This window comes from Phenylobacterium hankyongense, assembly GCF_003254505.1.
GTDB classification, from domain to species: Bacteria; Pseudomonadota; Alphaproteobacteria; order Caulobacterales; family Caulobacteraceae; genus Phenylobacterium; species Phenylobacterium hankyongense.
Genome location: NZ_QFYP01000001.1, coordinates 2051012 through 2073298, shown reverse-complemented (window position 1 = coordinate 2073298; position 22287 = coordinate 2051012). Strand labels below are relative to the sequence as shown.

At 71.6% G+C, this 22287-nt stretch carries 20 protein-coding genes and 1 pseudogene; 8 read left to right on the top strand and 13 right to left on the bottom strand.

What is annotated here, in order from left to right:
- Positions 1–125: 125 nt before the first annotated feature.
- Positions 126–2477, top strand: a complete 2352-nt coding sequence (locus DJ021_RS10065; protein WP_207801801.1) for a pyrroloquinoline quinone-dependent dehydrogenase — start codon at positions 126–128, stop codon at positions 2475–2477.
- Here the strand turns inward: DJ021_RS10065 and DJ021_RS18880 are convergent.
- The 7 genes from DJ021_RS18880 to DJ021_RS10035 all read right to left on the bottom strand — a co-directional run bounded on the left by DJ021_RS18880 (position 2474) and on the right by DJ021_RS10035 (position 6789).
- Positions 2474–2623, bottom strand: a complete 150-nt coding sequence (locus DJ021_RS18880; RefSeq protein WP_165837173.1) for a hypothetical protein — start codon at positions 2621–2623, stop codon at positions 2474–2476. The two genes, DJ021_RS10065 and DJ021_RS18880, sit on opposite strands and share 4 nt — an antisense overlap.
- Before the next feature lie 54 nt (positions 2624–2677).
- Positions 2678–3382 (bottom strand): glutamine amidotransferase-related protein, encoded by a 705-nt coding sequence (locus DJ021_RS10060; RefSeq protein ID WP_165837172.1) that lies wholly within the window; start codon positions 3380–3382, stop codon positions 2678–2680.
- The gene (locus DJ021_RS10055) at positions 3379–4629 is read right to left on the bottom strand and encodes a CCA tRNA nucleotidyltransferase (RefSeq protein ID WP_111459054.1); all 1251 of its coding nucleotides are present in this window, start codon (positions 4627–4629) and stop codon (positions 3379–3381) included. Before DJ021_RS10055 ends, DJ021_RS10060 begins: the two co-directional genes overlap by 4 nt.
- Positions 4630–4634: 5 nt before the next feature.
- Positions 4635–4907, bottom strand: coding sequence for a hypothetical protein (locus tag DJ021_RS10050; protein WP_111457415.1), 273 nt, complete (start codon positions 4905–4907; stop codon positions 4635–4637).
- Entirely contained in the window at positions 4900–5547 is a 648-nt protein-coding gene (locus DJ021_RS10045; protein WP_165837171.1) for a CoA pyrophosphatase, read from the bottom strand. Before DJ021_RS10045 ends, DJ021_RS10050 begins: the two co-directional genes overlap by 8 nt.
- Positions 5544–6119: a DUF1285 domain-containing protein gene (locus DJ021_RS10040; RefSeq protein WP_111457414.1), complete on the bottom strand. Its 576-nt coding sequence runs from the start codon at positions 6117–6119 to the stop codon at positions 5544–5546. The genes DJ021_RS10045 and DJ021_RS10040 overlap by 4 nt, the downstream gene beginning before the upstream one ends.
- Before the next feature lie 166 nt (positions 6120–6285).
- On the bottom strand, positions 6286–6789 hold the full coding sequence (locus DJ021_RS10035; protein ID WP_111457413.1) for a GNAT family N-acetyltransferase: 504 nt from the start codon (positions 6787–6789) through the stop codon (positions 6286–6288).
- Positions 6790–7008: 219 nt separating this feature from the next.
- On the opposite strand from DJ021_RS10035, the gene DJ021_RS10030 reads away from it, so the two are divergent.
- The 3 genes from DJ021_RS10030 to DJ021_RS10020 all read left to right on the top strand — a co-directional run bounded on the left by DJ021_RS10030 (position 7009) and on the right by DJ021_RS10020 (position 10246).
- On the top strand, positions 7009–8262 hold the full coding sequence (locus DJ021_RS10030; RefSeq protein ID WP_111457412.1) for an MFS transporter: 1254 nt from the start codon (positions 7009–7011) through the stop codon (positions 8260–8262).
- A 30-nt stretch (positions 8263–8292) separates the two neighbouring features.
- Positions 8293–9225 (top strand): SDR family NAD(P)-dependent oxidoreductase, encoded by a 933-nt coding sequence (locus DJ021_RS10025; RefSeq protein ID WP_111457411.1) that lies wholly within the window; start codon positions 8293–8295, stop codon positions 9223–9225.
- Positions 9226–9388: 163 nt separating this feature from the next.
- Positions 9389–10246 carry a hypothetical protein gene (locus tag DJ021_RS10020; RefSeq protein WP_111457410.1) on the top strand — a complete coding sequence of 286 codons (858 nt, stop codon included), beginning with the start codon at positions 9389–9391 and terminating at the stop codon, positions 10244–10246.
- On the opposite strand, the gene DJ021_RS10015 is transcribed toward DJ021_RS10020, so the two are convergent.
- The 6 genes from DJ021_RS10015 to DJ021_RS09990 form a co-directional block, all read right to left on the bottom strand.
- The gene (locus DJ021_RS10015; protein WP_111457409.1) at positions 10182–10661 is read right to left on the bottom strand and encodes a GNAT family N-acetyltransferase; all 480 of its coding nucleotides are present in this window, start codon (positions 10659–10661) and stop codon (positions 10182–10184) included. The two genes, DJ021_RS10020 and DJ021_RS10015, sit on opposite strands and share 65 nt — an antisense overlap.
- Positions 10658–11536 carry an SDR family oxidoreductase gene (locus DJ021_RS10010; RefSeq protein ID WP_111457408.1) on the bottom strand — a complete coding sequence of 293 codons (879 nt, stop codon included), beginning with the start codon at positions 11534–11536 and terminating at the stop codon, positions 10658–10660. The genes DJ021_RS10015 and DJ021_RS10010 overlap by 4 nt, the downstream gene beginning before the upstream one ends.
- Entirely contained in the window at positions 11533–12501 is a 969-nt protein-coding gene (locus DJ021_RS10005) for an oxidoreductase (RefSeq protein WP_111457407.1), read from the bottom strand. Before DJ021_RS10005 ends, DJ021_RS10010 begins: the two co-directional genes overlap by 4 nt.
- A complete protein-coding gene (locus DJ021_RS10000) occupies positions 12501–13280 on the bottom strand; it encodes an enoyl-CoA hydratase-related protein (RefSeq protein ID WP_111457406.1) in 780 nt (259 codons plus the stop codon). Before DJ021_RS10000 ends, DJ021_RS10005 begins: the two co-directional genes overlap by 1 nt.
- 33 nt (positions 13281–13313) lie before the next feature.
- Positions 13314–14384: an MBL fold metallo-hydrolase gene (locus DJ021_RS09995; protein WP_424443730.1), complete on the bottom strand. Its 1071-nt coding sequence runs from the start codon at positions 14382–14384 to the stop codon at positions 13314–13316.
- 66 nt (positions 14385–14450) lie between these two features.
- A complete protein-coding gene (locus tag DJ021_RS09990; RefSeq protein WP_111457405.1) occupies positions 14451–14645 on the bottom strand; it encodes a thioredoxin family protein in 195 nt (64 codons plus the stop codon).
- A gap of 23 nt (positions 14646–14668) precedes the next feature.
- Between DJ021_RS09990 and DJ021_RS09985 the strand changes: the two are divergent.
- The 4 genes and pseudogenes from DJ021_RS09985 to DJ021_RS09970 form a co-directional block, all read left to right on the top strand.
- Positions 14669–14857 (top strand): annotated as a pseudogene (locus tag DJ021_RS09985) (TonB-dependent receptor plug domain-containing protein); the annotation flags it as partial.
- 180 nt (positions 14858–15037) lie between these two features.
- Entirely contained in the window at positions 15038–15844 is an 807-nt protein-coding gene (locus DJ021_RS09980) for a hypothetical protein (protein ID WP_111457404.1), read from the top strand.
- A 291-nt stretch (positions 15845–16135) separates the two neighbouring features.
- Positions 16136–21598 (top strand): trifunctional serine/threonine-protein kinase/ATP-binding protein/sensor histidine kinase, encoded by a 5463-nt coding sequence (locus DJ021_RS09975; RefSeq protein ID WP_207801800.1) that lies wholly within the window; start codon positions 16136–16138, stop codon positions 21596–21598.
- A complete protein-coding gene (locus DJ021_RS09970) occupies positions 21598–22281 on the top strand; it encodes an alpha/beta hydrolase family protein (protein ID WP_111457403.1) in 684 nt (227 codons plus the stop codon). Before DJ021_RS09975 ends, DJ021_RS09970 begins: the two co-directional genes overlap by 1 nt.
- The last annotated feature ends 6 nt before the right edge of the window (positions 22282–22287 follow it).

Below are 22287 nucleotides of genomic sequence, written 5' to 3'. Positions count from 1 at the left end.
CAAAAGACGGCTGAAAGGCCGCTTTTGCGGGTGTTGTGGCATCCTCTCCACGCCGCCGCCGCGCCTCCTCGCGGCCCCGGGAACGCCGGCTTGAAAATCACGGTTCTGGGCGGAATCGGCATGGCATGGGCGAGGCGATGGACCGGGGCACGGCATGGGCGCTGGTCGTCGCTGCGGGCTTGGGCGTCCTGGTGGCTGCCGCGGGGTATGGGCTTCGCGGAAGCGGGATCGATCACACCGCCGGCGCCCTGCTGGTCACCGGGTCCACGGCGCTGCTGTTCGGCGCGGCTGTCGTGCTGGCGCTGTCGAGGTCCGCGCCGCGGGTGTTGCGGTGGATCCTGCTGATGGCCGTCCTGTCCGACGTGTTCGGCACCGCCCTGGCCGCCTACTTCCTGCACGCCTGGCTGCTCCTGGCGCTGATGGCGGCGGCCCTGGCGGCCTGGCTGTCGCTGGCCCTGCCCGTCGCCCAGGATAAGCGGCGTCCAGGGCGCAACTGGCTGGTCGGCGCGGCCCCGCGGGGCGCCGTCCGGCTGGTGCTGATCACCTGCGCCGTCGTCGCCGTTGCCGCGCTCGGGCAGTACGGCCTCTCGCGTTTCGTCCCCGTCGCGGCCGCGAAGCACGACGGCGCCGCCGCCTTGGACGACGGTCAGGTCTGGTCGACGTTCAACGGCGACCTGATGGCCCAGAAGGCCTCCTCGGCCTCGCAGGTCACCCCGCAGAACGTCCGCCGGCTGGCGCTGGCCTGGGAGTTGCGCACCGGCGACGTGACCAACGGCCGGGGCTCGCGCCCGCCGACCGACTGGTCGGCGACGCCGCTCTTCGTCAACCACACGGTCTATGTCGGCACGCCCTTCCATCGGATCTTCGCGGTCGCGCCGGACACCGGGAAGGTCAGGTGGGTCTATGACCCGCACAGCCGGCTCCAGCCCGTGACCCAGTCGGAGCTCAAGGGCCGCGGCGTGGCCTACTGGCAGGCGCAGGCGCCGCAGCCCGGCCAGCCGTGCCAGAAGATGGTCTACGTCGGCACCCTCGAGGGCCTGCTGCACGGCGTCGACGCCGACACCGGCCGTCGCTGCGCGGGGTTCGGTCGCGGCGGCGTGCTCGACGTCAACCAGTGGAACACCACCAATCCCAAGTGGCCGCTGTCCCAGCTGCAGCCGCCGACGGTCTACAAGGACACCCTGTTCATCGGCTGGTCGGGCAAGGACTGGGCCGAGGAGGTCGCGCCGCCCGGAACGGTGTTCGCCATCGACGCCCGCACCGGCGCGCTGAAGTGGACCTTCCATGCGCTGACGCCGCAGGCCGCGGCCTCGAGCGGAACCGCCAACGTCTGGGCCAGCATGTCGGTCGATCCGAAGGCGGGCGTCGTCTACGTGCCGGTGAGTTCGCCGAGCCCGGACTTCTACGGCGGCCGCCGCAAGGGGAGGCTGCCGTTCGCCAACTCCGTGACGGCGCTCGACGCGGCCACCGGCCGGGTGGTCTGGAGCCGCCAGCTCGTCCACCACGACCTCTGGGACTACGACGTCAATTCGGCGCCGGTGCTGATCGACCTGCGGCGGAACGGCGAGGTCGTCCCGGCGCTGGTGCAGTCGACCAAGCAGGGGATGTTCTTCGTGCTCAACCGGCTGACCGGCGAGCCGATCTTTCCGATCGAGGAGCGGCCGGTCCCGGAGTCGGACGTGCCGGGCGAGGAGGCCGCGCCGACCCAGCCCTTCACCGCCACGCCGGAGCCGGTGACCCCGCACCGCTGGCCGGGCGTGTCGGCGTTCGGCGATATCTTCAGCCTCGGCCAATGCAGCCGCGACGCCGCGCGCCTGCGCTACGACGGGCGGTTCACGCCGCCCAGCCTGGGGGCCGGCGCCCTGATCTACCCCGGGACCGCCGGGGGCGTGCAGTGGGGCGGCGGCGCGGTGGACCCGGCCAGCCAGACCTACGTCGTCAACAGCTCCAGCATCGCGATGATCGTTCAACTGCTGAGCCGCGCCGACTATGACGCCACGACCGGGACGTCGAAGGCTTCGGGCTACTACCCGATGGAGGGCTCGCCCTACGGCGTGCGCCAGACCTACTTCCTGAACTGGCTTCGCGCCCCGTGCTGGAAGCCGCCCTACGGGACGCTGTCGGCCTATGACCTCGGGTCCGGCGGCCTGCTTTGGCGCGTGCCGTTCGGCGCGGTCCAGAAGTGGGGCTTCTTCATGCCGAAGTCGTGGGGCTCGGTGACCATGGGCGCGCCGCTGGTCACCCGCACCGGGATCGTCTTCATCGGCGCGTCGATGGATTCCCGCGTCCGCGCCATGGACCTCAGGACCGGGGCCGAGCTCTGGTCCGCAAGGGTCGACGCACCGGCCGTCGCCAATCCCGCGACCTACACCTACAAGGGACGCCAGTACGTGCTGTTCACGGCGGGCGGCAATTCGATCATGTCCCGCCGGGTCGGCGATCAGTTGGCGGCGTTCGCCCTGCCGTCCGGCCGCTAGCGGAGGTCGCCGGCGGACTCGGCGTGGGCGACCTGCGCGAACCGATGCGGCCCCGCATAGCTCTGCACGCCGGCCTGGGCGCCCAGGCCAACCGCGAGGGCCGCCGCCGCGCTCGCGGCGACGATCAGGAATTTCCAGCGGTCCATCGAAAGCTCCGTGTGACGGGCGTCCCCACGCTCGACGGCTAAACCCGCCAGCGATCAGGCCGTTGCGCGGGCCAGGAAATTTCGGATCCAGCCGCCCACCCGCGCCCGATCGTCAGGCGCTCGGTAGCTGGCGATGGCGCGGTCCGCCTCCTCGTCGGCATAGCGGCTGCCGCGCCGCGCCTCGATCAGCGCCACGGCGTACTGCGGCTCGAACTCCGGATGCAGCTGCAGCGAGATCGCCGGCTGGTCGCGATAGACCAGCGCCCCCATCGGCGCGAAGGCGTTGGCGGCCATCACCTCGGCGTGCGGCGGCAGCTCGACCACCTGGTCCTGGTGCGAGGCCGGCAGGCGGATGTGGTCGGGCCCGTCCATCCAGTCCTCGGCGCGCAGCACGGCGTACTGGTGCTCGCCCAGGCCCCAGCCCTTCGGCGACTTGATGACCTTGCCGCCGAACGCCTCGGCCATCACCTGGTGGCCGAAGCAGATCCCGACCAGCGGCGCGCGGCCCTTGGCGGCGTTCAGGAAGCCCTTGAGCTCGCCGATCCACGGCAGCGGGTCATAGACCCCGCAGGAGGAGCCGGTGACCAGCCAGGCGTCGCACACCTCGGGGCTCGCCGGCAGCTCGCCCTCGTCGACCGCGAACACCGAATAGTCGTAGGCGTCCTCGCCCAGCAGCTTGCGGAACATGTCCGGATAGCCGCCGAAGCGTTCGCGGGCGCCCGGCGGCGGCGCGCCGGTCTTGAGGATCCCGAGTTTCAATACGCCATCCCCTGCGCCACGGCCTTCAGCTTCTCCACCGCGCTCAGCTTGTCGTCGAGGAAGTCGTGGTCGATCCACCAGTCCTCCACCTCGCGCAGCACCTGGCCGACCATCGGGCCGCGCGGCACGCCCGCAGCCACCACGTCGTCGCCGCTCAACGGGAAGCTCGGCGGGCTCCAGCCTTCGCCGAGCGCGATCATGCCGCGCCACTGCGGCGTCACCGCCGTGCGGCCGGCCGCGGCCCAGGCGAGCTTGGCGCGGTCGCGGAACGCCTTCTGGCCGACGCGGTAGACCGCGCGGCGGATCTCGCGCGGGCTCATCCAGCTCTTCAGCGCCGGAGTCGGCGCCAGCGCCGCGACGATCCGGTCGCGGTCGGCGTTGGACAGCCGCAGCCGCTCGGCCGCCTGCGCCGCGCCCACCTGGTCGTCGGGCAGCAGGGCCGCCAGCCGCAGCACGGCGTCGGTCTCGAACAGCTGCTCGCTCTCGATCTCCACCAGGCCGTCGAGTCGCTCCAGGTTCAGCGGCCCGGGCAGCACCACCCCCAGCACGCCGGTGCGGGCCATCAGCGCCACGGACGCTCGGGGATCGTCGGCGGCCAGCAGCTTCAGGAGCTCGCTGGAGATCCGTTCGGCGGCCAGCGTCGCGACCTGGTCCTTCAGCGCCTCGCAGGCCGCCACCGCGGCGGCGTCCGGCGGGCCCGACCCGTACCAGGCCAGGAAGCGGAAGAAGCGCAGGATGCGCAGGTAGTCCTCCCGCAGCCGCTGCTCGGGCTCGCCCACGAAGACGATGCGCCCCGCCCGCGCGTCGGCCACCCCATGGCCGGTGGGGTCGAAGATGCCGCCGTCGCGGGCGGCGTACAGCGCGTTCAGCGTGAAGTCGCGCCGCTGGGCGTCTTCCAGCCAGTCGGTGGTGAAGGCCACCACCGCGCGGCGGCCGTCGGTGGCGACGTCGCGACGCAGGGTGGTGATCTCGAACGGCTTGTGCCGGCAGACGGCGGTGACGGTGCCGTGGTCGACGCCGGTGGGGACCGCGCGAATACCCGCGGCTTCCAGCGCCTGCGTCACCTGCTGGGGCGTCAGCACGGTGGCGATGTCGATGTCGGCGATCGGCCGGCCGATCAGGGCGTTGCGCACACAGCCGCCGACGAAGCGGGCGCAGCCGGGCCCGCCCGCCGCCTCCAGGGCGTCGAGCACCGCCGCCGTCTCCGGCGCGGTCATCCACGGGCGTCGGCCCAACGTCTCGGTCATCTCGGTCATTTGGGCGCCCGCGGTTCGAAATGGCCCTTGCTGACCGCGCCGCCGGCGATGACCTCTCCGGGCACGTAGCGGTCGCCCTGGTTGTCCTTGTGGAAGAGCGCCGTGCCCATCAACGAGATCCCCAGCAGCAGGGCGCCGGCGGCGAACAGCCACGCATAGGGCGTCGCTCCCATCTCGCGGCCGGTGCGCCGCGCCCAGGCGCGCCAGATGAACCAGACCACGAACGGCAGGGCCACCAGGGCGCCGCGAAAGATCAGGATCCTAAGCAAGGGCCGCCCCGTAGAGCCGTTCGTAGAGCGCCCGCAGCATGCCCGCCGTCGCGCCCCAGATATACTGGTCGGCGTAGGTGGTGGCGTAGAACCGCCGCGTCTCGCCGCCCGGCGCCTCGCGCTCCAGCCGCTCGTAGTTGGCGGGGTCCATCAGGTAGCCGAACGGCGTCTCGAAGATGTGCGCCACCTCGGCGGGATTGGGCGTCAGGGTGAAGCCCTCGCGGACAAAGCCGACCACCGGGGTGATCAGGTAGCCGGTGCCGGTCTGGTAGGGCGTGGACAGCCCCGCCAGGGTCACGAAGCTGGGGTGCAGGCCGATCTCCTCCTCGGCCTCGCGCAGGGCGGTCTGCCAGGGCGTCTCGCCGGGGTCGCGGCGGCCGCCCGGCAGCGCCACCTGTCCGGTGTGGCGGCGCAGCGTGTCGGCGCGCCGGGTCAGGATCACCGACAGCCCTTCCTTGCGCTCCACCAGCGGCACCAGCACCGAGGCCGGGGTCAGGGGTTCGTGGTGCGCCGGCCGGTGGGCCGGATCGAGGTCGTAGTCGGAGCGGGTGATCCCCTGCACGGGGTCGCGCTCCTCCAGGGGGTCCAGGTGTCCGCTGATCCAGGCCCGCAGCTCGCTGGGCGACGCGGTGTCGTTCACAGTTGGTGCGCCCGCGCCGGTCCTACCGGGAACCAGGCCCCGTTGGAGGCCACGCCCAGGGTCGGGCCCTGCGGCGTCTCGCGCTCCTGCGCCATCTCCACCAGCTCGTAGAACACCGGCCGGGCGATCAGCGCCTCCAGCCCCCGCCGGACGTGCAGGTAGGGCCGGGGCTGGCCGTCCGGCTCCATCTCCACGCGGATGGCGTTCTCCGGTCCCGCCTCCACCTCGTCGCCGACGTTGGTCAGGAACCGCAGCGCCTCGCCCACCCGATCGACGCGGGTGGCGATGAACGGCGCGTCCTCCACCGTGATCCGCAGCTTCTCCACCGGCGTGACCAGGTAGACGCCGTCGTCGTCCTTGCGCAGCACCGTCGAGAACAGCCGCACCAAGGCCTCGCGCCCGATCGGCGTGCCTTCGTGGAACCACAGGCCGTCCTTGCGGATGACGATGTCGATGTCGCCGCAGTTGGGCGGATTCCACAGATGCACCGGCGGCAGGCCGCGCCCGGGGGCCTGGGCCTTCGCCGCAGCGATCACGCCGTCGAGGCCGGGCGGGGTCTGCGTCTGCGCCATGGCTGCAAGGTAGGCGGCGCCGGGGCTCGCCTCAAGCATCGGACTTCGCTCTCTGCTGCGCAGCTGGGGAGCGGGCGACGCGCCCGCACGGACCCTGCTCCTCCCCTGTCCCGAAGAGGACGGCGGAGGTGGCGCGCGCCGCAGAGCGCGTGACGGAGGGGGCGAGTCAGCGCGGCCGCACCGGGCCCGCGAGTTCGCCGGCCTCGCCGAACCGCCGCGCCAGCACCCGGCGGGGGTCCACCGGGCCCGGCAACCGCGCCTGGCGGGCGGGGCCAAATCCGAAGCGGCCGAAATAGGGGGCGTCGCCGACCAGCAGGACGGCGGTCTCGCCGGCCGCCGCAGCCGCGTCGCAGGCGCGCTCGACCAAGAGGCCGCCGACGCCGCCGCTGCGCTGCGCCTGCTCGACGGCGAGCGGCCCGAGGAAGACCACCGGCGTCTCGCCCACCGCCACGCGCCACTGGCGCACGACGCCGACCAGCCGGCCGTCCTCCCAGGCGCAGAACGACAGCTCGGGGGCGAACTCGGCCAGCTCGCGCACCCGCTCGGAAACCTTGGTGAAGCGACCGGGGCCGAAGGCGCGGTCGAGCAGGGCCTCGATGGCGGCGGCGTCCTGCGGCTGTTCAAGGTCGAGCGTAAGCGCCGGCGACGGCGGAAGAGGCTGTACGGACATGGGATCTCTGAAGGCGTGGGCGACGGGACCGCGAGCCGGGGTCAATGCGCCGGCGGGCGGGCGGTTCAGATCGAAGCGCGTCGGGCGCGCCAGGTTCGTCGCAGTCGCATGGTCAGGGCCCCTCGGCCGCCAACAGGAAGCGCGGCAGGTAAGGTCTGCGGACCGCCACGTCAACGCATCGTTGCGGCGCAGCGCGGCGCAGGGCAGTTTCCCCGCCACATGGCCGAGACAACTCCGGACGTCGTCCCCTCCGCGCGCGCCCTGCTGAGGGAGCGCGACTACCTGTTCTTCTGGTGCTCGCGCTGGACCGGCAGCTTCGCCGCCCAGATCCAGAGCGTGGCCATGGGCTGGCAGATGTATTCGCTGGCCCGGCGGACCATGACCGTCGAGCAGTCGGCCTTCATGGTCGGGATGATCGGCCTGGCCGCCTTCCTGCCGGTGCTGATCCTGACGCTGCCGGCCGGCGAGGCCGCGGACCGTCACGACCGCAAGCGGGTGCTGCAGCTCTGCTTCACCGGCGAGATCATCAGCGTCCTCACCCTGGCGGTCGCCACCTGGCGCGGCGTCGCCTCGATCCCGCTGCTGCTGGTGATCGCCGCGGTGTTCGGCGCCAGCCGCGCCTTCTTCGCCCCGGCCAACACCGCGATGGGGCCGATGCTGGTGCCGCGCAAGCTCCTGCCGCGGGCCATCGCCTGGAACTCGCTGGCCTGGCAGACCGCCTCCATCGCCGGCCCCGCGGCCGGCGGCCTGCTGGTCGCCCTCTCGCCGGCCCACGCCTACTTCACCACCTTCGGCCTCTACCTGGTGGCCGCGCTCGCCGTGACCCTGATCCGCAAGTCCACCCAGCCGCAGGTCCAGCCGGGCTCGCGCTGGGCGCTGATGAAGGAAGGCCTGGCCTACGTCTGGCGCCAGAAGATCGTCTTCGGCGCCATCTCGCTGGACCTGTTCGCGGTGCTGCTGGGCGGGGCGACGGCGCTGCTGCCGGTGTTCGCCCGCGACGTCCTGCACGTGGGCGCGGAGGGCTTCGGCGTCCTGCGCGCCGCGCCGGCCATGGGCGCGACGCTGGTGGCCTTCTCGCTGGCCGCCAATCCGATCCGCCACAAGGCCGGCCTGTTCATGTTCGGCGGCGTCGCCCTGTTCGGCATCGCCACCTGCGTGTTCGCGCTCTCCCACGCCCTGTGGCTGTCGGTGGCGGCGCTGGCTGTGCTCGGCGGAGCCGACATGCTCAGCGTCTACGTGCGCCAGACCCTGGTGCAGCTGGTGACCCCGGACCCCATGCGCGGCCGGGTGGCGGCGGTCTCCTCGGTGTTCGTGGGCGCGTCCAACGAGCTCGGCGAATTCGAGAGCGGGGTGGTGGCGCGCCTGCTGGGCCCGATCGGCGCGGCGCTGTTCGGCGGCATCGGCGCGGTGGTCGTCACCGGCGTCTGGGCGGCCCTGTTTCCCGCCTTGCGCAAGGCGGATCGGCTCGAATAACTGTCTCCCATTCATTAGGGAGATAAGCCGATGGGCGCATTGGACGGTAAGGTTGTCCTGGTTACAGGCGGCGGTAACGGCATCGGGCGCGATTGCGCGCTGATCGCGGCGCAGGAAGGCGCCAAGGTCGTGGTCAACGACCTGGGCGCAGGCCTGAAGGGCGACGACGAGGGCTCCGCCGGTCCGGCCGAGAAGGTCGCCATGGAGATCCGCGCGGCCGGCGGCGAGGCGGTCCACAACTCCGACAGCGTCACCAGCCTGCGCGCCGTGGAAGGCATGGTCGAACAGGCCCGCGACACCTTCGGCGGCCTGCACGCCGTGATCAATCCGGCCGGCATCCTGCGCGACGTGATGTTCCACAAGATGAGCGAAGAGGACTGGGACCGGGTCATCGACGTGCACATGCGCGGCTCGTTCAACGTCGCCCGCGCCACCATCGAGCTGTTCCGCGAGCAGAACGACGGCGCCTACATGTTCTTCACCTCGACCTCGGGCCTGTTCGGCAACATCGGCCAGGCCAACTACGGCGCGGCCAAGATGGGCATCGCCGGCCTGTCGCGGATCATCGCCATGGAGGGCGCGCGCAACAACGTCCGCGCCAACTGCCTGGCGCCCGTCGCCTGGACGCGGATGACCCAGTCGGTGCCGATCAAGGACGAGGCCGCCGCCGAGCGCCGCAAGGTGATGGCCGAGAAGATCCGCGCCGACCAGCCGGCCCGCTTCTCCGTGGCCATGGTCGCCCCCGCCGCCGCCCACGTCTCCGGCCAGATCTTCGGCGCCTCGGGCGAGAACATCATCCTCTACTCCCAGCCGCGGCCGATCGAGACCGTCACCAAGGAAGAGGGCTGGACGGTCGACACCATCCTCTCCGAAGCCGTGCCGAAGATGGCCCCCAAGTTCTTCCCCCTCCAGCGCGGCCCCCTGCCCGGCGCCACGCAGGACCAGCAGAAGCAGCCGGCCTAGCCGCTCACCGCTCCTCCCCTGTCCCGAAGAGGACGGGGGAGGAGGCGCGAATCCGGCGCCCTTGCGCCGCTCGACGTGTTGTGGACATCATTGGATAGGTGAGCCGGAGCACAGTTGAGTGGCCGCAGCGATCAATCGCCGGGGTCTCCTATCGGTACTAGGGGTGCTGCTGGTCGCTGACGCCCTTCTCACGCTCAACCACACCGTGTGGCTACTCGCCTTCGGGCGCGTGCCGAACCTGTTCGACCTCAACGGCGAAGCGAACATCCCGGCCTGGTGGTCGTCGGCCCAGCTCATGGTCGCCGGCGTGATCGTGGCGCTGGTGGTGCTCAGGAACTTCCGGACCGACCGGCGGTCGTGGGCGGTCGCGGCGCTGTCGGCGATGCTGATCCTGTTCTCGATGGACGAGACGGCCAGCTTCCACGAGCGGCTCGGACAATTCATCGACGGACACCTGGGCGGCAAGGCCGGCACCCATCTGTGGGACAGCGGCTACTGGCCGTTCTTCATCGGCATCCCGGGGGCGATCGCTGCGGGCTACATCGTCTGGTCGAGCCTGGCGTTCCTGTCGTCGGTCAAGGGGTCCATCGGGCGGTTCGCCGTCGGGCTGGCCGTGCTGCTGGGCGCCGCCGTGGGCATCGAGCTGCTCAACAACTCCGACGTGCCGGCGCTCCGCACCGCCTCGGAGATCCTCGAGGAGGCGCTCGAGATGGTCGGCGGCAGCCTGCTGGTCTGGAGCGCCTGCGACCTGATCCTGCGCCATCCCAGCACCGCCGAGGCCGCGGCCGCCTTGCTGCCGCTGCCGGGACGGCGCGAAATGGCCGATCCCTACGACAGGATTCCGGCCCCCATTGCTCCGACCCCCGTCGCGGCAGCCCCCGCCTCGGCGGCTGCGCGCCCCTCAAAGGCTTCGCGCTCCGCCGCCCCCGCACCGCAAGCGGAGGAGGAGCTGCCGATCACTCTGCCGCCAGGTTCGCCAAGGCCGCGCCGTCCAGGCGCCGCACGGTCCAGTCTTCCTTAGCCGAGGCGCCGAGGCTGTCGTAGAAGGCGATCGACGGCGCGTTCCAGTTCAGCACCGCCCACTCCAGCCGCCCGAGATCGGCCTCCACGCAGCGCTGCGCGAGGCGCCGCAGCAGCGCCTTGCCGGCCCCCGCCCCGCGCGCGCCGGGCTCGACGAACAGGTCCTCCAGGTAGATCCCCGCCCGGCCCTGGAAGGTCGAGTAGTTGTAGAACCACAGCGCGAAGCCCACCGGCTCGCCGTCGTGCTCGGCGATGTCGCAGAAGGCCCGCGGGTTCTCGCCGAACAGGTCGCGGCGGACGTCGGCCTCGGTGGCCTGCACCTCGTGCAGCAGCCGCTCGTACTCCGCCAGGTCGCGGATGAACTGCAGGATCAACGGCGCGTCTGACGGGGACGCCACCCGGACCGTGAGGCTCATGCGGGCGCGAGCGAGCCGTCGCCGATCACCACGCCCGGCGGTGGAGGGATGTCGTCGGGCACGAAGAAGTCCGGCATCAGCGGCTGGGTGGGATCGACCCGGTACTGGTCGAAGTCGCGCACCCCCTCGCCGTAGAGGAAGGTGTCGTCGATCAGGAAGTTGCCGGTGAACTCGCGCGCCGGCTTCTCGAAGATCGCGTGCGCGGCGTCGGCCATGATCTCCGGCGTGCGGCAGCGGCGCAGGCCCTCGTCGCCGGCCAGGGCGAAGCGGATCGCGGCGGTGGCGATGCCGGTGCGGGGCCACAGCGCGTTGAACGCCACCCCGTCGCCGCGGAACTCCTCGCTCATCCCCAGCACGCACATGCTCATGCCGAACTTCGCCATGGTGTAGGCGGTGTGGCCGGCGAACCACTTGGCCTTCATGTCCAGCGGCGGCGACAGCATCAGCACGTGCGGGTTGGCGCTGCGCTTCAGGTGCGGCAGGCAGGCCTTCGAGGTCAGGAAGGTGCCGCGCGCGTTGACCTGGTTCATCAGGTCGTAGCGCTTCATGTCGGTGGCCAGCGTACCGGTCAGCGAGATCGCCGAGGCGTTGTTCACGCAGATGTCGATGCCGCCGAACTTCGCCACCGTCTGCTCGACGGCGGCCATCACCGAGGCCTCGTCGCGCACGTCGACGATCAGCGGCAGGGCCTGGCCGCCGGCCGCCTCGATCTCCGCCACCGCGGTGTAGATGGTGCCCGGCAGCTTGGGGTGCGCCTCGGCGGTCTTGGCGGCGATGGCCACGTTGGCGCCGTCGCGGGCGGCGCGCAGGGCGATCGCCAGGCCGATGCCGCGGCTGGCGCCGGTCACGAACAGGGTCTTGCCGGCCAGGCTCATAGGATCACTCCGAGGGTTTCTTCCGACACGATCCACAGGCGCTCGGCGCTGTCGGGATCCAGCGCGTGGGGCATGACGCCCAGCCGGCCGCCGGCCACGAAGGGCTCGGCCTGGGCGAGGTTCTCCAGATAGAGGCCGCCGACCCCTTCCAGCTCCTCGCCGATCGCCGCCCAGACGCTGGTCGAGGCGCCCTGGGCCGGGGTCTTGAAGCCCTGCGCCACCAGCTCGCCGTCGGCGTTGATCCAGCCCAGCGCCACCATCTCCTCGCGCGGCAGGTGGCGCTGCAGGGGCGTCAGGATGCCGCCCGGCATCACCGCGTTGGCGGTGATGCCGAGGTCGTTGAAGCGCTCGTGGAAGCCCACCGCGAACAGCGAATTGGCGGTCTTCGACTGGCCGTAGGCCTGCCACTTGTCGTAGGGCCGCGTGCGGTAGTGCATGTCGTCCCAGAGGATGTCGCTGCGCCGGTGGCCGCTGGACGACAGCGACACCAGCCTCGCCGCGCGCCCCTCCTCCGCCCCGTTCATCAGCGCCCGCAACAGGCCCGCGCTCAGCAGGAAGTGGCCGAAGTGGTTGACGCCGACCTGCATCTCCAGGTCCTGCGCCGTGTAGCTCTGCGGGCAGGCCATCACCCCGGCGTTGTTGATCAGCATGTGCAGGGGCGTCTCGCCCCAGGCGCTGGCGAAGGCCTCGACGCTGGCGAGGTCGGCGAGGTCCAGCGCGCCGACGCTCACCCGCTCGGCCCCGATGGAGGCGTTGATGTCGGCGGCGGCCTGCTCGCCGGCCTCGCGGTTGCGCACCGCGATCATCACCTCGGCCCCGACCCCGGCCAGCGCCCGGGCGGTCTCGACGCCGATGCCGCTGGCGCCGCCGGTGACGATCGCCGTGCGGCCGGTGAGGTCGTAGTCGTCCGCCACCACGCTGGCGTCGGTGTAGGGGTCGAGCCCCGAGGTGATCCGCTCGGCCATCACGCCACCTTCGAGAAGTCGGGCGCGCGCTTCTCGGCGAAGGCGGCGAACGCCTCCCGCGCTTCCGGGGACTTCAGCTGGGCGGCGAAGTGGGCGCCCTCCTCGTCCATCCGCGCGGCGATGCCGACCGGGTCGCGCATCAGCGCCTTGGTCAGCGCCACCGAGGCCGGGGGCCGCGCCGCCACGGCGTCCGCCGCCGCCCGCGCCCGGGCCCGCAGCTCGGCGGGCGGCACGGCGGCGTTGGCGATGCCCCAGGCCGCCGCGGTCGGCCCGTCCACCGCCTCGCCCAGCACGAACATCGAGAACGCCCGCGCATGGCCGATGCGGGCTGGCAGCAGCATCGACGACGCCGCCTCCGGCACCAGCGCCAGGTTGACGAACGGCGTGGTCAGGAGCGCGTCCTCAGCCACGAACACCAGGTCGCAGTGCAGCAGCAGGGTCACGCCCACGCCCACCGCCCGGCCGTTGACCGCCGCCACCAGCGGCGTCTTCGCCCGGCCCAGCGCCGTCAGCAGCGGATTGCCGCCCTCCCGCGCCTGGCTGGCCCCGCCGTCGCCGGCGTTGACCTTGGCGAAGTCGGAGATGTCGTTGCCGGCGGTGAACATGTCGCCGTTGGCCTGGATCAGCACGCAGCGGACGTCCTTGTCGTGCTCGGCGCCGTCGATGGCCGTGCCCAGCGCCCGGTACATCTCCCGGGTCAGGGCGTTCTTCTTCTCCGGCCGGTTAAGGGTGAGCGTCAGGACGCCCGCGGACTTCTCGATCAGGACGTGGTCGGCCATGGCCGGTCTCCTCGAAGACTTACAGCGTATGCTTTAGGCGGCGGCCCGGTACCAGTCGACGCCGTTTTCGTCCCGCTCGCGCACCGCCTGGCCGCGGGCGATCAGGCAGTTGAGATGGGCCAGGCCCTCGCCGGTCGCCATGCCCAAGAGGTTCTCGTCGATCTTGCGCCGGAACAGCACGGGGAACACGTCCACCGCCCGCTGCGGCCGGGCGATCAGCTCGCGCAGCCGCGACAGGCCCCGCTCATGGCCGCCGATCAGGTGGTCGATCCGCGCGTGCAGGCCGAAGAACGGGTCGTTGTGGGCCGGCAGCACCAGCACCTCGTCGGGGATCTTCGTGCGGATTCGCGCCAGCGAGGTCAGCCAGTCGGTCAGCGGGTCGCCCTCCGGCTCGGTCGGGAACACCGAGACGTTGGAGGAGATCTTCGGCAGCACCTGGTCGCCGCTGATCACCACGTTCAGGTCCGGGCAGTAGAGGCAGGCGTGCTCGGGACTGTGGCCGGAGCCCACCACCACCCGCCACAGGTGGTCGCCGATCCGCACCTCGTCGCCGTCGCTCAGCCGCTGGAAGCTGTCCGGCAGGGCGTGCAACGCCCGCCCGAACCCTCCGAACCGCGTGCGGTAGGTCTCCAGCGCGTCCTCGTCCCAGCCGGCGGCCTTGTAGAAGGTCAGGGCGTCGGCCGGCGCCTCGCGCCCGGTGTCGGCGGCCAGCGAGCGGCACATCAGGAACTCCAGCCGGCTGATCCACAGCCGGCACTGGAACTTGCGCGTCAGCCACCCGGCCATGCCGATGTGGTCGGGGTGCATGTGGGTGACGAACACCCGGCTGACCTTGCGCCCGGCCAGCGGCCCGGCGAAGGCGCTGCGCCACGCCTGCATGGTGTCGGGCCCGCCCATGCCGGTGTCGACGATGGCCCAGCCGTCCCCGTCCTCCACCGCCCAGACGTTGATGAAGGCCAGCGCGCCGCCCAGCGGCATCCGCAGCCACTTCACCCCATGGGCGATGTCGATCGCCTCGCCGGGCCCGGGGCCCTGGTCGAAGGGATAGGTGAGCGTCGGCCTCGCCGGCTCCGCCGCCAACATGTCTTCAAGTCCGTCGCGCAACGCCCAGGCTCCCGTTCCCGCCCCAGTTTCGGCCGCCGGAGCGCCGGGAGCAAATACGATTGTGCGTCAGGCGCTGACCCGCGGCGCAAAGCGCTCCACCCAGTCCTTGAGCAACGCGCCGTCCGCCAGCCCGGCGTGCCGCGCGACGACCTTGCCGCCCACCAGGGCGAACAGCGCCGGAATGCCCTTGACGCCGAACTGCTGGGCGACGGCGGGATTGGCGTCGACGTCGACCTTGATGAACCGCGCCCGCGGCTCCAGCTCCTCAGAGGCCCGCGCGAAGCGTGGTCTCGGCCGACGACATCGGCAAGCTGCCCGACCACAACACCGCCGCCGCCCTGCGCCGCATTCCCGGCATCTCGGTCATGGAGGACCAGGGCGAGCCGCGCTTCCCGGTCATTCGCGGCCTGCGCTCGACCTACAACCGCACCACGGTGGACGGCGCCCTGCTGGCCTCGGTCGACTCTCCTGGCGCTTCAACGACCACCTGACTCTCTTCGCCAAAGGACAGAACCTCTCGAACACCGGACGTCAGGAAGTCACCGGTCCCGGCCGCCGTTACCTGCAGGAATGGGCCAACTACGGCCGCACCTACTGGGTCGGCGCGGCGATGAACTTCTAGAACCTGGCAGCCAGCCCAAGGAGCAAGATCGATGTTTCTGGAAATTCTCGCGGGCCTGGCGGTGCAGGCGGCGGCGGTTGCGCCGCCGCCCGCCGACCGCCCCACGGCCCGGGCCGAGACGGTCCGCCGCTACGCCTCGGGCGCCACCCAGGGCGTCGCGGTGGGGCCGAACGACCTCTATGCGGTCAGCAACTGGCGGCTGGTCCGCTATGGCAAGAAGACCGGCCAGCAACGCGCCGAGTGGACCGGCGACAAGGCGCGGTTTCCGCACATCAACTCGTGCGGCCTGATCGAGCGGGAGCTGGTCTGCGCCAGCTCCAACTTCCCCGGCACGCCGCAGGTCAGCACCGTCGAGGTGTTCGATCCCCAGACCCTGGCGCACAGGCGCAGCATCGCGCTCGGTCTGGGGACCGGCTCGATCACCTGGGTCGACCGGCACGACGGCGCCTGGTGGGCGATGTTCGCCAACTACGACGGCAGGGGCGGCGAGCCGCCGCGCGACCACCGGCACACCACCCTGGTCAAGTTCGACGACCAGTGGCGCCGGCTGGAGGCCTGGGCCCTGCCCGCCACCGTCCTGGAGCGGATCGCGCCGATGAGCGTCTCCGGCGGCGGCTGGGGACCGGACGGGCGGCTCTACCTCAGCGGCCACGACCGACCGGAGCTCTATGTCATGCGGCTCCCGGACGGGGGCGGCGTCCTCGACCATGTCGACACCATCGGCATGGAGGCCGAGGGCCAGGCGGTGGACTGGGACGAGAGCCAGCCCGGCATGCTGTACGGCATCACCCGCCGCACCCGCGAGATCCTCGCCATGAAGGTCCCGCTCGCCAGGTAAGGGCGGGGCGGCCGCTCCCGGCGCCGGACCGCCCGCCCGCCCGAGGAATCGACATCGTCAAACCGCACCCCATGTGGCACGTTTCCGTTGAGGCTCGGTCTGCCGGCTTGGGCCAATGGACTGGCGCAGGCTGCCTGACCGGGCCCGTGGCTCGACGCCGGAGTGTGCCCGTTGAAACCGTCTTTTCGGCTCGACGAGGCTGGGGAGAATAGCTTCCAGCCCCTGTGGGAGGATGGAGAACGCGTCGTCTGCCGGGGGTGGCGGCTCGACCCCGCCGGCCGGCGCAGCCCCGTGCTCGCCGTTCTGCCGGCCGCGGAACAACCGACGCCGGCCAGCCTCGATCGGCTCGCCCACGAATACGGACTGCGGGCGGAGCTGGCGGCGGCCGGGGCGGTGCGGCCGCTGGAGCTCGTGCGCCAGGACGGCCGCGCCATGCTGCTGCTGGAGGACCCCGGCGGCGAGCCCCTCGCAGCCCTGCTCGGCGCTCCCATGGAGGTCGGGAGGTTCCTTCGGCTCGCGCTCGCCCTCACGTCTGCGCTGGGCCGGGTGCACGAACGTGGCCTCATCCACAAGGACCTGAAGCCGGCCCATATCCTGGTGAACCCGGCGACGGGCGAAGTGCGGCTCACCGGGTTCGGCATCGCCTCGCGGCTTCCCCGCGAGCGCCAGTCGCCCGAGCCCCCGGAGGTCATCGCCGGCACCCTGGCCTATATGGCGCCGGAACAGACCGGACGCATGAACCGCTCGATCGACTCCCGGAGCGACCTCTATGCCCTCGGGATCACCCTGTACCAGACGCTCACCGGCGCCCTGCCCTTCAACGCGTCCGATCCGATGGAATGGGTGCATTGCCACGTCGCCAGGAAGCCTGTCCCGCCCGCCGAGCGGCTCAAGCAGGTCCCCGGGGCCGTCTCGGCGATCATCATGAAGCTGCTCGCGAAGACCGCCGAGGACCGCTACCAGACGGCCGCCGGGCTCGAGAGCGACCTTCGCCGGTGCCTGGATCAATGGGTGGCGCGGCGCCGCTGCGAAGACCTCCCGCTCGGCCAATTCGACACGCCTGACCGGCTGCTGATCCCCGAGAAGCTGTACGGGCGGGAGCGCGAGATCGCCACCCTGCTGGCCGCCTTCGGCCGCGTCGTCCAGGCCGGCGCGCCGGCGCTGGTGCTGGTGTCCGGCTACTCCGGCATCGGCAAATCCTCCGTCGTCCATGAGCTGCACAAGGGGCTCGTTCCGCCGCGCGGCCTGTTCGCCTCCGGCAAGTTCGACCAGTACAAGCGCGACATCCCCTATTCGACGCTGGCGCAGGCCTTCCAGAGCCTGCTCCGGCCGCTGCTCGGCAAGAGCGAAGCCGAGATGGCGCCCTGGCGCGAGGCCCTCTCGGAGGCGCTGGGCCCGAACGCGCGCCTGATCGTCGACCTGGTCCCCGAACTGACGCTGATCATCGGCGACCAGCCGCCGGTCCCGGAGCTTCCGCACCAGCACGCGAAGGGCCGCTTCCAGCTGGTGATCCGGCGCTTCCTCGGCGTGTTCGCCCGCCCGGAGCAGCCGCTGGCCCTGTTCCTCGACGACGTGCAATGGCTCGACGCGGCCACCCTCGACGTGATCGAGGACCTGCTGACCCAGCCCGACGTGCGCCACCTGATCCTGATCAGCGCCTATCGGGACAACGAGGTGAGCGCGACGCATCCGCTGATGCGCAAGCTCGACGCGATCCGCAAGGCCGGGGCGGACGTCCAGGAGATCGTCCTGGCGCCCCTCGCCCGCGAGGACCTGGGCCGCCTGATCGCGGAGTCGCTCCACTGCGCCCCCGAGCGCGCCGCCCCGCTGGCGCAGCTGGTCCACGAGAAGACGGCCGGCAATCCGTTCTTCGCCATCCAGTTCCTGTCCGCCCTGGTCGACGAGCAGCTGGTCACCTTCGATCACGGCGCGGCGCGCTGGTCCTGGGACCTGCATCGCATTCACGCCAAGGGCTACACCGACAACGTGGTCGATCTGATGGTCGGCAAGCTCTCGCGCCTGCCGGCCAACACCCGGAAGGCCTTGCGGCAGCTCGCCTGTCTCGGCGACCACGCCGAGTCAGCCCTGCTGGCGATGGTCTACGAGGACCCGGGAGAGGCGCTGCACGCCGACCTGCAGGACGCGCTCCAGACCGGCCTCGTCCTCTATTCCGATGGGGTCTACCGGTTCCTTCACGACCGCGTTCAGGAAGCCGCCTACTCCCTGATCCCGGAGGCCGAGCGCGCCACCACCCACCTTCGGATCGGCCGTCTTCTCGCCGCCAGGACCGCGCCGGCGGAGATCGAGGAAAAGGTCTTCGAGCTGGTCAACCAGCTGAACCGCGCCTCGCACCTCGTCACCGACGTCGAGGAACGCGAGCGGGTGGCCGAGCTGAACCTGATCGCCGCCCGGCGCGCCAAGATGTCCACCGCCTACGCCTCGGCGCTGGCCTATCTGGCGGCCGGCCGGGCGCTGCTGTCCGAGGACATCTGGGCGCGCAACTACCCGCTGGTCTTCGCCATCGAATTCCACATGGCCGAGTGCGCCTTGCTGACCGCGGACATGACGGCGGCGGAAGATCGGCTCACGCGGCTGGCGCGCCGCGCCGAAGGCGTCCACGACGTCGCCGCCGTCGCGCGCCTGCGCCTGACGCTCTACACCACCCTGGACCGCAGCGACCGCGGCGTGGAGGTCTGTCTCGAGTACCTCCAGCGGGGCGGCACGCAATGGCCGCCGCATCCGACGTCCGATCAGGTGCGCGGCGAGTACGACCGGATCTGGTCGCAGCTTGGCGGCCGGTCGATCGAGGACCTCGTCGACCTGCCCCTGATGCAGGACCCCGACGCGCTTGCGGACCTCGAGGTGCTGACCGAGGTCGTGACGCCGGCGCTGTTCACCGACGAGCGCCTGCTGTCGCTGGTCATCTGCCGCATGGTCAACCTCAGCCTCGAGCACGGCAACAGCGACGGGTCATGCTTCGCCTATGTCTGGCTGGGCATGATCGCCGGCCCGCACTTCGGCGCCTACGAGGCCGGGTTCCGCTTCGGCCGGCTCGGTCATGACCTGGTGGAACAGCGCGGACTGCGCCGCTTCCAGGCCCGGACCTACATGTCGTTCGGCAACCTCGTCATGCCCTGGACGCGACACGTGCAGAGCGGCCGCGATCTGGTGCGGCGGGCCTTCGAGACCGCCAACAGCATCGGCGACCTCACCTTCGCCGCCTACAGCCGCAACAACCTGAACACCAACCTCCTGGCCACCGGCGACCCCCTCGACGAGGTGCAGCGGGAGGCCGAGTACGGCCTCGAGTTCGCCGAGAAGGCGCGGTTCGGCCTGGTCGTCGACATCATCACGACCCAGCTCGGGCTGGTGCGGACGCTGCGCGGATTGACCCCGCGGTTCGGCGCCTTCGACATCGACGAGCTCAGCTTCGAGCGCCATCTGGCCGATGACCCGCGCCTGGCGCTTCCGGAGTGCTGGTACTGGATCCGCAAGCTGCAGGCCCGCTTCTTCGCCGGCGACCATGCCGAGGCCCTCGACGCCGCCGCCAGGGCGCAGCGGCTGCTGTGGACGTCGCCGTCGTTCTTCGAGATGGCGGAGTATCACTTCTACGCCGGGCTCTGCCACGCGGCCGCCTGCGATACCGCGCCGCCGGACCAGCGAAGCCGCCACCTCGAGGCCCTGGCCGGCCACCATCGGCAGCTCGAGGTCTGGGCGGAGCATTGTCCGGAGAACTTCGAGAACCGCTCCGCGCTGGCGAGTGCGGAGCTGGCGCGCCTCGAAGGCCGCGCGCTCGACGCCGAACAGCTCTACGAGACCGCGATCCGCTCGGCGCACCTGGGCGGCTTCGTCCACAACGAGGCGATCGCCTACGAGCGTGCGTCCGCCTTCTACCGGGCGCGCGGCTTCGAGCCCTTCGCCGACCTCTACCTGCGCAGCGCCCGCTACGGCTACCTGCGCTGGGGCGCCGACGGCAAGGTGCGGCAGCTCGATCAGCTCCATCCGCAGCTGCCGACCGCGGAGCCGGCGCCCGACCGGACGAGCACCATGACGGCGCCGATCGAGCACCTCGACCTGGCCACGGTCATCAAGGTCTCGCAGGCCATGGCCGGCGAGACCGTCCCGGAGACGCTGATCGACACGATCCTGCGCACCGCCATCGAGCACGCCGGCGCCGCCCGCGGCCTGCTGATCCTGTCGCGCGGGGACGAGCCGCGGATCGCGGCGGAGGCCACCACCGAGGGCGACGCCGTCATCGTGCACCTGCGCGACGCGGCGGTGACGGCGGCGGCGCTGCCGCAGACCGTCCTCCACTACGTCCTGCGCACCCGCGACAGCCTGGTGCTCGACGACGCCGTCGCCCAGGCTCCGTTCGCCGCCGATCCCTATGTCCGCCAGCAGCAGGCCCGCTCGGTTCTCTGCCTGCCGCTGCTCAACCAGGCCAAGCTCGTCGGCGTCCTCTACCTGGAGAACAACCTGACCTCGCTGGTGTTCGCGCCGGCCCGCATCCCGATGCTGAAGCTGCTCGCCTCCGAGGCCGCGATCTCGCTGGAGAACGCCCGCCTCTATCGCGACCTCGCATCCCGCGAGGCCCGGATCCGGCGCCTGGTCGACGCCAACATCATCGGCATCATCCTGTGGGATCTCGACGGCCAGGTCATCGAGGCCAACGACGCCTTCCTGCGCATCGTCGGTTACGACCGGGAGGACCTGGTCTCGGGCCGCGTCCGCTGGACGGACCTGACGCCGCCGGAATGGTCCGGCCGCGACCTGCGGCAATGGATGCCGGAGCTGAAGACCGCCGGCAGCCTGCATCCCTACGAGAAGGAGTATCTGCGCAAGGATGGCGGCCGCGTGCCGGTGCTGATCGGCGCCGCCAGCTTCGAGGAATCCGGCAACCAGGGCGTCGCCTTCGTGCTCGACCTGACCGAGCTGAAGCGGGCGGAGGCCGAGGCCCGCGAGAGCGAGCGGCGCTATCGCGAGGTGCACATGGAGCTGGCGCACGCCAACCGCGTCGCCTCCATGGGTCAGCTGGCGGCCTCCATCGCCCACGAGGTCAACCAGCCCATCGCCGCCGCCGCCGCCAATGCGGACGCCGCCTTGCGCTGGCTGCGCGCGCCGGCGCCCGATCTCGACGAGGTGCGCCAGGCCCTCGACCGGATCGTCGCCAACGCCGCCCGGGCCGGCGGGGTCATCGGCCGCATCCGCGCCCTCATCAAGAAGGCGCCGCCGCATCGGGCCGCGCTGGACATCAACGAAGGGATCCTCGAGGTCGTCGCCCTGACCCAGGGCGAGACGGTGAAGGACGGCGTCACCCTGCAGACCGAGCTGGCCGACGACCTGCCGCCCATCCAGGGCGACCAGGTCGAGTTTCAGCAGGTGATCCTCAACCTCATCCTCAACGCCCTGCAGGCCATGAGCGGCGTCGGCGACGGGCCCCGGGACCTGCGCATCAGCACGGCGACGGACGCCGCCGGCGACGTGCTCGTCACCGTGCGGGATTCCGGCCCGGGGCTGTCGCCGGAGAGCCTGGAGTCCCTGTTCGAGGCCTTCTACACGACCAAGCCCGAGGGCCTGGGCATGGGCCTGGCCATCAGCCGGTCCATCGTCGTGGCCCACGGCGGCCGGATGTGGGCCAGCGCCAACGAGCCTCGCGGCGCGAGCTTCCAGTTCACCCTGCCGCCGGACCCGGCCGGGAACGCCCCATCCGCCGACGCCCAGTCCTCCGACGTCCAGCCGGGGCCGGCGACGTGATGCCGGCAGAGCCGATCACCATCCCGATCCCCGGCGCGGAACCTGTCTCCGGGCTCTGGCAGGCGCCCGCCCGGCCCAAGGCCTGCCTGGTCCTGGCGCACGGCGCCGGCGCGGGCATGGCGCACAAGGCCATGGCGGCGACCGCGGACGGGCTAGCCGATCTCGGCGTCGCCACGCTGCGCTACCAGTTTCCCTACATGGAGCGCGGCGGCAAACGGGTCGACCCGCCGCCGGTCGCCCACGCCGCCGTGCGGGCCGCCGTGGCGGAGGCGCGCGGCCGGGCGGGCGAGCTTCCGCTGTTCGCCGGCGGCCGATCGTTCGGCGGCCGGATGACCTCCCAGGCCCAGGCGTTGGCTCCGCTCGACGGCGTGCGCGGCCTGGTCTTCTTCGCCTTCCCGCTGCATCCGGCCGGCAAGCCCTCGGACGAGCGCGCGGCCCACCTCGCCAAGGTTTCGATCCCGATGCTGTTCCTGCAAGGGACCAATGACGCCCTCGCCGACACCGGCCTGCTGCGCGGCGTCGTCGAACGGCTGGCTCCCCTGGCCACCCTGCAACTCGTCGCCGACGCCGACCATTCCTTCCACGTGCCGGCCAGGACCGGCCGCAAGGACGCCGACGTCCTCGCCGACCTCCTGCGGATCGCCGCGGCGTTTCAGATCGACGCGATGTCCGCGGCGGGATGAAACCCC

Coding starts and splice junctions, on each gene's coding strand:
- DJ021_RS10065 (WP_207801801.1), top strand. CDS start 126: ATGGGCGAGGCGATGGACCGGGGCACGGCATGGGCGCTGGTCGTCGCT.
- DJ021_RS18880 (WP_165837173.1), bottom strand. CDS start 2,623: ATGGACCGCTGGAAATTCCTGATCGTCGCCGCGAGCGCGGCGGCGGCC.
- DJ021_RS10055 (WP_111459054.1), bottom strand. CDS start 4,629: ATGACCGAGACGTTGGGCCGACGCCCGTGGATGACCGCGCCGGAGACG.
- DJ021_RS10040 (WP_111457414.1), bottom strand. CDS start 6,119: ATGGCGCAGACGCAGACCCCGCCCGGCCTCGACGGCGTGATCGCTGCG.
- DJ021_RS10035 (WP_111457413.1), bottom strand. CDS start 6,789: ATGTCCGTACAGCCTCTTCCGCCGTCGCCGGCGCTTACGCTCGACCTT.
- DJ021_RS10030 (WP_111457412.1), top strand. CDS start 7,009: ATGGCCGAGACAACTCCGGACGTCGTCCCCTCCGCGCGCGCCCTGCTG.
- DJ021_RS10025 (WP_111457411.1), top strand. CDS start 8,293: ATGGGCGCATTGGACGGTAAGGTTGTCCTGGTTACAGGCGGCGGTAAC.
- DJ021_RS10015 (WP_111457409.1), bottom strand. CDS start 10,661: ATGAGCCTCACGGTCCGGGTGGCGTCCCCGTCAGACGCGCCGTTGATC.
- DJ021_RS10010 (WP_111457408.1), bottom strand. CDS start 11,536: ATGAGCCTGGCCGGCAAGACCCTGTTCGTGACCGGCGCCAGCCGCGGC.
- DJ021_RS10005 (WP_111457407.1), bottom strand. CDS start 12,501: ATGGCCGAGCGGATCACCTCGGGGCTCGACCCCTACACCGACGCCAGC.
- DJ021_RS10000 (WP_111457406.1), bottom strand. CDS start 13,280: ATGGCCGACCACGTCCTGATCGAGAAGTCCGCGGGCGTCCTGACGCTC.
- DJ021_RS09980 (WP_111457404.1), top strand. CDS start 15,038: ATGTTTCTGGAAATTCTCGCGGGCCTGGCGGTGCAGGCGGCGGCGGTT.
- DJ021_RS09970 (WP_111457403.1), top strand. CDS start 21,598: ATGCCGGCAGAGCCGATCACCATCCCGATCCCCGGCGCGGAACCTGTC.